Annotated in this window: 7 protein-coding genes; 4 read left to right on the top strand and 3 right to left on the bottom strand. The window is 61.7% G+C overall.

Annotated elements, in window-relative coordinates; genetic code table 11:
- Positions 1-107 precede the first annotated feature (107 nt).
- From AACZ17_RS17015 to AACZ17_RS17005, 3 genes are all read right to left on the bottom strand, one after another.
- Positions 108-2,612, bottom strand: a complete 2,505-nt coding sequence (locus AACZ17_RS17015; protein WP_339639009.1) for a TonB-dependent receptor — start codon at positions 2,610-2,612, stop codon at positions 108-110.
- A 234-nt stretch (positions 2,613-2,846) separates the two neighbouring features.
- Entirely contained in the window at positions 2,847-3,488 is a 642-nt protein-coding gene (locus AACZ17_RS17010; RefSeq protein WP_339639007.1) for a TetR/AcrR family transcriptional regulator, read from the bottom strand.
- A gap of 92 nt (positions 3,489-3,580) precedes the next feature.
- Positions 3,581-4,756: an acyl-CoA dehydrogenase family protein gene (locus tag AACZ17_RS17005; protein ID WP_339639005.1), complete on the bottom strand. Its 1,176-nt coding sequence runs from the start codon at positions 4,754-4,756 to the stop codon at positions 3,581-3,583.
- A 99-nt stretch (positions 4,757-4,855) separates the two neighbouring features.
- Between AACZ17_RS17005 and AACZ17_RS17000 the strand changes: the two genes are divergently transcribed.
- From AACZ17_RS17000 to AACZ17_RS16985, 4 genes are all read left to right on the top strand, one after another.
- The gene (locus tag AACZ17_RS17000) at positions 4,856-5,545 is read left to right on the top strand and encodes a TetR/AcrR family transcriptional regulator (RefSeq protein WP_339639003.1); all 690 of its coding nucleotides are present in this window, start codon (positions 4,856-4,858) and stop codon (positions 5,543-5,545) included.
- Positions 5,546-5,597: 52 nt separating this feature from the next.
- Complete coding sequence (locus AACZ17_RS16995) at positions 5,598-6,638, top strand: acyl-CoA dehydrogenase family protein (RefSeq protein ID WP_339639001.1); 1,041 nt, start codon at positions 5,598-5,600, stop codon at positions 6,636-6,638.
- A gap of 40 nt (positions 6,639-6,678) precedes the next feature.
- The gene (locus AACZ17_RS16990) at positions 6,679-8,283 is read left to right on the top strand and encodes an AMP-binding protein (protein ID WP_339638999.1); all 1,605 of its coding nucleotides are present in this window, start codon (positions 6,679-6,681) and stop codon (positions 8,281-8,283) included.
- Between the two features lie 321 nt (positions 8,284-8,604).
- Complete coding sequence (locus tag AACZ17_RS16985; protein ID WP_339638997.1) at positions 8,605-9,969, top strand: PQQ-dependent sugar dehydrogenase; 1,365 nt, start codon at positions 8,605-8,607, stop codon at positions 9,967-9,969.
- The last annotated feature ends 70 nt before the right edge of the window (positions 9,970-10,039 follow it).

Raw genomic sequence — 10,039 nt, 5'->3', positions numbered from 1 at the left:
GATTGACCGTTCGCCTCTACCAAATTCCCGCTAACCCGCGATGAACCAAAAAAAAGGGGCGCCCCCGAAAGGACACCCCTGCAACCAGTAACGCTTGATCGCTACATTCAGTACTCGTAGGTAATGTCCAGACCGTAGGTACGCGGAGGACCGTACTCTTCCGTCGTCAAGCCCAGACCACCGAAGTTGATACCGAAGGTCGGATAGTCATCGTCAGTCAGGTTCCGGCCCCACAAGGCGACAGACATCATGCCATCGCCAACCTGAATGCTCTCCAGGCTCAGGCGGGCATCCACCAGCGTGCGTTCGTCCATGATCGCGTGATCGTAGATCACCGGTTGGCCACTGACATCGGCTGTCCACAGGGCGGATTCCGCCCACTCATCCTGCCAGTTGACCTGCACATAGCCGCGAATGTCACCGAAGGAGGTACGGGCGAAAACGTAGTCAGCCGAGGCGTTGATCTGGTTGCCCGGCGTTGTACGCTCGGCGGCATCTTTGGTTTCTATACAGGTGCCGCCAGTACCGCACAACTCGGGGAACTTCTCGAAGTCACCCGTAACATAGGCGTAAGCAACGCTCAGAACCAGGTCCTCCACAGGTGCAACCTGCACTTCCAGCTCCCCTCCCCAACGATCCGCTTCACCAGCATTGGTAATAAGGGAAGTGGCGGTACCACCGTCGGACTTGATCTGGCTCACCTGCAGATCTTCGTACACGTAGGTGTACAGCGAGCCGTTGATGCGCAGGCGGTTGTCCCACCAGTCGCTCTTCACCCCGAGTTCCCACTGCTCCATGGTTTCTTCGTCGTAGGCGTTATCAAACACCTCGCCGTTGAAACCACCGCTGCGGTAGCCGGTTGCGTAGCGCAGGAAGGCGTTGAGGTCGTCGGTGAACTGGTACGCAGCCGTCAGGTTACCGCTGAGGTTGTAGAAGTTCTCCTCACGGCTGACTGAGCGGGCCGGCGTCTGACCGAAGGGGGTCGTTACCGCCGAGTAGTCGTAGAAGATATCCTTGGTTTCCTCGGTGTAGCGCAGGCCCGCCGTCAACGACAGACGATCGTCCATCGCCGCGGGACGCCAGGTCGCCTGGGTGAAACCGGCAATGGCATCGGTGCTGTTCTCATAGACCTGCGTGCCGGCGCCCGCCAGCGGGGCGCTGAAAATCGCCCGGCGGTCGAACCTGCCCTCGTCCTCGAAGTAATACAGGCCCAGCACGTAGTCCACACGATCGGTCGCACCGATGATGTTGAACTCCTGCGAGGTTTGCTCGTAGTCAGATAACGTGTCCTGCTTCGAGTGGTTTACACCGAGCTGGTCGATTGAAGCCCAGAGGCCATCAACGAAGGGGTAACTGAAGCCCGACGAGGGGCCGTACAGCTGCGCCAGAGTCAGGTGCACCAGGTCGGAATAGGCCCCGATGCCGTTTTCGTCCAGCGTGCTGTCGATGTTCTCCAGGTCACCAAACACGTAGGTTTGCAGTTCACGGTACGCGGTGATGGAGCGGAGGGTGACGTCGCCCAGCGCGCCCATATCACCCAGTTCCCAGTTCAGTGTCAGCGTATGCCCTTCGACTTCATTGTCAGAGGTCGGCACGAAGTCAGAAGCACCGGCATCGACGCGGCCCTGCCCATCCGCTGCAATGGCCTGGTAGACCCCGATGGTTTCCTGCAGTGAGGGAATCCAGCGCGACGCAATGCGCGGGTCGCTGCCCGGGATGGTGGCCCAGAACTGGGCGCCCTGCAGGACACCCTGCATGGCGGAAATACGATCCACATTACCGGCAGGATCCAGTGCGGTGAAACCCGTGACTTTCTGCAGGCCGCCCTGCTCATCGAGGTCACTGCTGTCGTAGCTGTAGTCAACGCTCAGTGCGTCCGTCGGCTCCCACAGCAGTGCGATACGGTAGGCTTCGCGATCAATGCTGTCATAGCCGGGGCCACCATTGAGGTTGTCATACAGCGGATCGCGCTCGCGAGTCTGGTAACCAAAGGCGGCCGACAGCTTACCGAGGCCCTGACCGACTTCCCCGACCGAGGGAAGATCGACATTCAGTTTCAGTTCCTGTTCGTCGTATTTGCCCAGCGTGCCCTTGGCGCGCACACCCAGTTCACCTGTCGGCTTGCGGGAGATGAAGTTCACGGCACCCGCGGTTGCGTTACGGCCATACAGCGTGCCCTGCGGGCCGCGCAGCACTTCGATGCGCTCCAGTTCGGCGACGTCCATCGCCGAGCCCTGCATCTTGCCCACGTAGACGCCATCCAGATAGACGGCAACAGCGGGATCGAGCGACAGGTTGGCCGGGCTGCCACCGCCAAAGCCGCGGATGGCAAGGCTGGTGGCGCCACGTGAGCCGGGAGCGTTGAAACCGGCAACACCCGGCACCTGACCAATCAGGTCCTGTGTGTTCTCAATGCGACGCTGAGTCAGTGCATCCGAGGTCAGGGCGGTGATGGAGATAGGCGTCTCCTGTGAACTCTCGGCACGTTTTTGCGCCGTGACAATGACTTCTTCCAGGGCGGTTACCTGGGCCTGCGATGCCATGCTCATGCCGACGGCAATCGATGACAGGGCCAGAGCCAGCGGACGCGGGGCAAATCTGAACTTCTTCATGGGGGATCCTCTCATGCGGATGGAACACTTATCACTGCACTGCTCAAGGCGCGTGCAGGCATTTTTATCTCGGCAGAGTGTTGCCTGTAGACGAACTAAAACCTTTCCACGGTCATGTTTTAGACGGCGGGCCAACTTTACACGGCACAACCCGCCCGGAACAGTGATGGATTACCAAAAAGTGATGAAGTAGTGCAGATAGCAATACCAGCGAGGCAGTGGTCCGCAAGACAGTCAGTTGCTGGCTGCGATGCCCTCTGCACGCACGGAAAATCCGGAACCGAGGAACGCGGCCGCCACCGAGAGTTCGGCTTCCACACTGTACTGGGGATCCGAGAGCCAGCTCAGCAGCCCGTACACATAGATGCCGAGGATGTAGTGGGTGATGCGTTCCACACTGATATCGGACCGCACCTCACCGCGCGCAAGGCCCTCCCGTAGCATGGCGCAAAAGCTCTCATGTAACAGCGGCCAGCGATGCTGGCCGATGCTGAAGTTGGGGTCGTCGTAGGCACGCAGGGCGAGCAGCAACAGGGCCCGCGTCAGTGTGGGGGTTCTACGGGTCATTTCGGCGCCGTAGGCAAAGAACCGGGCCAACTGTTGCTGGGCAGTACCGCCTTCAGCGCGAAACCGCTCGATGGCGGAGGAGAAGCGCTCATCAACACCGGGCACCAGAGCCTGAAGGATCGCCAGTTTGCTTGGGAAATAATTGAACAACGTGGGCTTGGATATGTCTGCCGCCTCGGCCAGGGCTTCAACCGTCACCGCCTCATAGCCGTGGCGCGTAAACAGACGCCGCGCCGCAAGCAGGATTCGTTCCCGCGTCTCGCGCTTTTTGCGCTCGCGCCGTCCCTCGCCTTTGCTGACTGCACCCATGATCTTAACTACCGTCTATTATTTTACCCTCTTGTGCAATGTATCGTTAAAGCCACCCCAATGCCACGCTTGCGGCAAGAAAAAAGTCTGGCTCACCGGCTGTAAGCGCGCATGTTCAGCCCAAATGCAGCCACCAGATCGCGCATGAGTTCCACCACTCCCCCGCCGAAAGTGTTGATCTGGCACTTCCGGTACTCTTCCTCCAACTCACCGGCCAACGCCGCGCCGGCGCTGCCGCGGCGCAGCATACTGGCCGGCCCCATGGCATCCATGAGCAAGCGGTAGACTTCGATCAGGCCCTCAGTGGAGAACGCCTTCATCGCCGAGGCGTAGGCCACCTCCGGCTCGCCGTGCTCCATGCTCCAGGCCATGCGCCAGGTCATCAGCCGCATCGCCTCCAGCCTCGCATAGCATTCGGCGAGCAGGCGCTGCACCGTGGCGTCTTCTATAGGCCTGACGCCAGCAGCATCGGGTTCGCGGGCCCAGGCGAGCACGTCCTGATAGAGTCCATAGGCATAAATGCCGATGGCGGCCAGACCGACCCGTTCGTGATTGAGTTGCGAGGTGATCAGCTTCCAACCACCGTTGAGCGTGCCACAGATCATGTCATTGGGGCAGCGCACGTCGTTGTAGTAGCTGATGTTCGTGCGGACGCCACCCACGGTATGTATCGGGGCAAAGCTGAAGCCCGGCTGGTGGGCATCCACCATAAAAATACTGATGCCAGCGTGGGGGCGAGCGGCGTTTACGTCGCTGCGCGCGGCGAGCCAGATATAGTCCGCGGCTTCCGCGCTGGAGGTATAGACCTTGGTCCCGTTGATGACCCATTCATCACCCTCGGCGACGGCGGTGGTTTTCAGGGCCGCGAGGTCCGAGCCCGCGTCGGGCTCTGTGTAGCCGATGGCGAAGTGGAGTTCACCCGCTGCTATCCTGGGCAGGAAGAAGTCTTTGTGCGCCTCGGAGCCGTGCGCCATGATGGCCGGAGCCACCGTCGAAATGGTTACAAAGGGTAGCGGCGCGCAGGCCAGTTGAGCTTCTTCGAAGAAGATCATCTGGTCCATGGGGCCACGTCCCTGGCCACCGTACTCCTTGGGCCAGCCAAGCGCCAGCCAGCCGTCCTTGCCGATCTGGCGGATCACCGACTTGTAGGCATCTCCCCCCTCATTGCCGCGCGTCGCCTCGATAAGCTCGGGGGTCATCAGCGACTGGAAATACTGTCGCAGCTCGCTACGCAACGCCTGCTGCCCTGCCGTATAGTCGATGTGCACGGACCTGCCTCCTGACTTCAATGATGGTCGCAGGATTATTATTGAATTTGGATTCAATATCAATAATAATCCGCACACAGTCCAGAACACGCGAAGACCATGCCCTCGAGCAGCAGCCCGTCATCGACACCGCGACGCCCCAAGGGTGAACTCGCCCGCGAGCGCCTCAAAAGCGCGGCCATCGCCCTCCTCGACCGGGGCAGCTACCATCAGTTGCGCGTGAAGGACATCACGGCCGAGGCCGGCGTCGCAGCCGGACTGTTCCATCATTACTACAGCGGGCTGGATGCCCTGATCGAGGAAATCCTTGAGGACCATATTGCCGCCTTCGAGGCTACAGAGCAGATCGAGCGGGATGTCAGCAAAGGTGACTGGTTCAGCCGGCTGCGTTCACACTATCGGGTGGCCGTGCACGCGCACGCAGCGCACCCGGGCATCATGCGCTGCATCGATCAGTTCTGTAGCGATGATCCGGCCTTCCGCGCACGCTGGCAGGCGTCCTACAACCGGCGACTCAAGCTACTCACCGCCGTATTTCCCTACGTATTCCCGGAAAGCGACCTCAGCGAACACGAGGTCAGCCTTGTGGTGCACGCATTGAGTGGCATCGGGCAGGACGTCTTGCGCGCCCGCTACGGTGAGCGCAACCCGGAGCTCCTGGCCCTAGGCCTGACAGAGGATGAACTTGCCGAGTGGCTGGCCGCCCTCTTCTACCGCGGGCTATTTGCCTGCAACCCGCCGAGGCGGGCCATGAACTACGCCGACAAGATTCTTGCCATCCGGCGATGAAACCTCTACCGGACACACAGCGGCCCGCACGCCGCACAACTGGAGACTCAACATGGACTTCTCATTGAGCGAAGATCAGGCCGCAATCGCGGAGCTTGCAACACGGATCTTTCGCGATCAGGTTGATGACGCGGCTCGCGTGCGCCATCAGGACAGCTTCGATCGCGATCTGTGGCAAACGCTGGCACGCTCTGGCCTCACCGGACTTGGGCTCTCGGAAGCCAACGGTGGCTCGGGGATGGGCTTCGTAGCCCAGTGCCTGGTGGCGCAGGCACAGGGAGGTGTACTGGCACAGATTCCGCTGCCGGAAACCCTGCTGGCCGGCTACGCGCTGGAGCAAGGCGGTGTCACTCGCGGCCTCGACACAGTCGCGGCGGGTGAGACGCACCTGACCCTGTGCCTTGCACCGGGGCTGGAGCGTGAAGGCGACACGCTGAGCGGCACGCTCAGCCTTGTCCCATGGGCTGAAGGAGCCCTGTACATTGTGACCCGCGCCGGTGACAGTCTGGTTGGGTTCTCTGTTGAAGAGGCAGAGCTGTCCATGACCGCGCAGCGGGTCAGCAACGGTCGGCCCACGGCGCTGGTGCGTGTCAACCGCGCGCAGGCCATCGATCTGGGCGGCTGCGAGCAGATCGCTGCACTGCGCCAGCGCCAGGAAGTGATGACTGCCGCTCTGCAACTGGGCGTCGCCAGTGAAGCCCTTGCACGCACGGCTGCCTATACCAGCGAACGCAAACAGTTCGGCAAGCCGCTCGCCGGCTTCCAGGCCGTGGCGCACCGTGCGGCAGACGGCTATATGGATATCGAAGCCCTGAGGGGAGTCGTGGACAGTGCCATGTGGCGCATTGAAGAGGGACTGGACGCCACCTTACAGGCGGGCGCTGCGCGCTGGTGGGCGGCAGAGACCTCACACCGGGTAGCGCATACCGCACAGCACCTGCACGGCGGCATCGGCGCAGACATCGAGTACCCGATTCACCGCTTCTTTCTCTGGTCCAAACAGCTCGAGTTCGACCTCGGCGGTGCGGCTCACCAGCTCGCGGCCATGGGCCGGCATCTGGCCAGCGACCCACATTCTGGCATAACGTTGTGATCCACACCTCGGCACACCCACCCCTGCTCCGGAGCCCCGCATGAACGTAGTGCAATTTGACCGCATCGAAGACCGCCACCTTGGCCGCGCCCTGAGTCTGCAGGCCAGCCAGCAGCCCGACGCCACATTTATCATGTTTGGCGAGGCGCACTACAGCTTCGCCGAGGTCAATCGGCGCGTCAATGAGCTCGCTGCCGGGCTCGGGGAGCTGGGGCTGGGCAAGGGCGACCGGGTCGCGTTTTTCATGGGCAGCGCGCCCGAAGTCATATTCCTTGCGCTCGCCACCAACAAACTCGGGGGGGTGTGGATTCCAATCAACGGTGACTATAAAGGCAGCTGGCTCTCCGAGACTATCAATCGCAGCCGTCCGCACGTCTTGGTGACGGACAGTGAACACGCCGACAGGGTCGGGCAGGTCGTCTCCGATCTCGACGTCGCCCACCTGGTGGCACTTGGGAACGTTCCCGGGCTGCCCTCGGCCACGCCGTTTGACAGCCTTTACCGGCAGGGCGCGCCGGAGCCGGACCTTGCCGGCCAAACCTACGGCGACACCAGTGCAGTGCTCTGGACATCCGGTACAACCGGCCGCTCCAAGGGCGTCATGCAAAGCCACAACGTGTGGTTCAACGCGGTAGAGACCGGCAACGCGCAGTTCGGTACGCGCCCGGGTGATGTCATCTACTCCGTTCTGCCCATGTACAACTCCGCAGCCTGGGTGACCTCCATCCTGCGCGCGCTCATCGTTGGCATTCCGCTGGCGGTGGACCCGGCGTTTTCGGTCAGTCATTTCTGGGAGCGCGTGGATTACTACGGGGCCACACAGAGCTTCACCGTAGGTGCCATGCACATGTTCCTGTGGAACGCAGCGGAAAAGCCGGACGACGGCCAGCACAGCCTGCGCAAGTTGATGGCCGTGCCGATACCCCCGGATATCGCCGGCCCCTTCAGCAAGCGATTCAACCTGGAGCTGATGCCCCAGGGCCTGGGGCAGAGCGAATGCATGCAGCTGGTGATCACCGCGCCCGGCCAGCCGCTACCGCCACCGGGGAGCTGCGGCCTGCCCTCCCCCAAACTGGATGCGCGCCTGGTCGACGACGCAGGCAAGGATGTCCCCGAGGGTGAAGCCGGCGAGCTTTGGGTACGGCCACGGGAGCCCTTCGCCATCTTCAACGGCTACTTCGACGACCCCGAAGCGACGCGTAATGCCTTCGAGGGTGAGTGGTACAAAACGGGAGACATGCTGCGCAAAAAGGCGGACGGTTACTACTATTTCGCCGATCGCAAGAAAGATGCTGTGCGCCTCAAGGGCCGCAACATCTCCACCTTCGAAGTGGAGATGGTCGCGCGACGCCACCCCGCAATAGCCGACTGCGCCGCCTTTGGCGTGCCGAGCGAGATTCTTGATTCCGAAACCGAGCTGAAGCTCAACTACATACTCAAACCGGGCAAGACACTGCCGCCTGAGGAACTCGCGCAGTTTATCAACGACAATGCGCCCTACTTTTTCGTGCCAAGGTACCTTGAGCAGGTGGAGGCCCTGCCTTACACGCCGACCAACAAGGTACAGAAGTTCAAGCTGCGCGAAGCCGGCATCACCCAAGACACCTGGGATGCCCAGAAGGCAGGCTTCAAGGCAGAGCGCTAGTAACGCCCGGTACGTGTTATCGTTGCGCTTACACAGGCCAGTCGAGCGGACACAGCGGCAATGACATTTACAGGAACCGCCGCCAGGACAGTGCTGGTGGCGGCTGCGCTTAGCAGCGCATTCGTGGCAGGAGCCTGGTTGCAACAGCGAGGCACTCTCTCGGCCATACCGGGTATATGGCGCGCGGGCGATGCGCCCGCAGCGACGCCAACCACGGCGGCAGCGCCAGCCAAGCCTGCGGCAACACCGCCTCCGCGCACCCCGCCCCCTGCTAAACCCCGTAAAGTCCGCCCCGGACAACCAGCGCCCTACGATGGTGACTTGAAGTCGCTTGCTGCCGTCAATGTCCGGGATGCCGTTCTGGACACCGTCACCCGCGGCCTGGTGTACCCCTGGGCCATGGAAATCCTGTCACCCACGGAGGTACTGGTTACGGAGATTCGTGGCACCCTGCAGCGGATCGATCTCCGGGACGGGAGTCGCACCGAGATTTCGGGACTGCCCGCGATTCCCTCGGGCAAGGGGCAACTCGGGCTCATGGATATTGCCCTGCACCCCGAATTCGAGACGAATCGACTACTGTACTTCACGCATGCCGCGGAAAGCTCCGAGGCACCCGGTCACTACACGACGGCGCTGAGCCGGGGACGACTCAATGGCTCGGCACTGGAAAATGTGGAGCGTCTGCTGACCGCCGAGCCCTTCACGCGGGCCCCCGCCAACCTTGGCGGTGCCATCGCTTTCGATACTGCAGGTTATCTTTACGTGGGCATCGGCGATCGCACCGTCAATACACGCGCCCAGGACCTGTCCTCCCTGCACGGCAAGATACTCCGCCTGATGGACGATGGCAGCATCCCCGCTGACAATCCCTTCGTTGGCGTCGCCGATGTCGACGCCAGAATCTATGCCTCTGGAGTGCGCAATACGCAGGGCCTGGTATTCGACACTCTTTCCGGACAGCTCTTCCAGACCGAGCACGGCCCCATGGGTGGAGACGAGGTCAACATCATCGAGGCTGGCCTGAACTATGGCTGGCCAACCATCACCTATGGCGCCAACTACACCACCGAGAAGATTGGCCTGGGAACACGCCATGAGGGAATGCAGCAGCCGCTGTACTACTACCTGCCCTCTATCGCCGCATCACCGGTCACACTGTATCGCGGCGACATGTTCCCGGAGTGGGAAGGGCACCTGCTGGTTGGCGCGCTCAGAGGCGCACATGTCAGCAAGCTGGCACTGGTGGATGGCCAGGTGCGCTCCGAGCGCGGCATCCTCGTGGAAGCGAAGGGGCGTTTTCGCGACATCAAAGTGGCTGACGACGGCTCTCTGCTGCTGCTGGTACAGAACGGTGGCCGACTGCTGCGACTGCGACGCGATCCACAATTGAGCAACGACGCCACCAAGGCACGGGACGGATCCACGCTGTACCGACAGCTATGCAGCAGCTGCCATAGCGCAGAGGTGCCCGGAGCCCCCAACATCGATGTCCCGGCTGACTGGGAGGGCCGCCTGGCGCTGGGCCTCGACGTGCTGTACCAGAATACACTGGACGGCATTGGCGACATGCCCGCGAGAGGGCTGTGCGAGAATTGCTCGGATGCGGAGATTCGCAGTGCGGTCGAGTTCATGCTGAAGAGGGTGGCCCTCGCGCGCGATCAAGGCGTACCGAAAGACCAGTAAATCTCCGGAGTAACCCCATAAAAAACCCCGAAGCACAGTGTACTTCGGGGTTTGGGTTTAGAAGCCTGGC

Source organism: uncultured Haliea sp. (assembly GCF_963973825.1).
GTDB lineage: Bacteria > Pseudomonadota > Gammaproteobacteria > Pseudomonadales > Halieaceae > Haliea.
The sequence above is the reverse complement of the archived record's forward strand: the minus strand, read 5'-3'. Positions and strand labels throughout refer to the sequence as shown.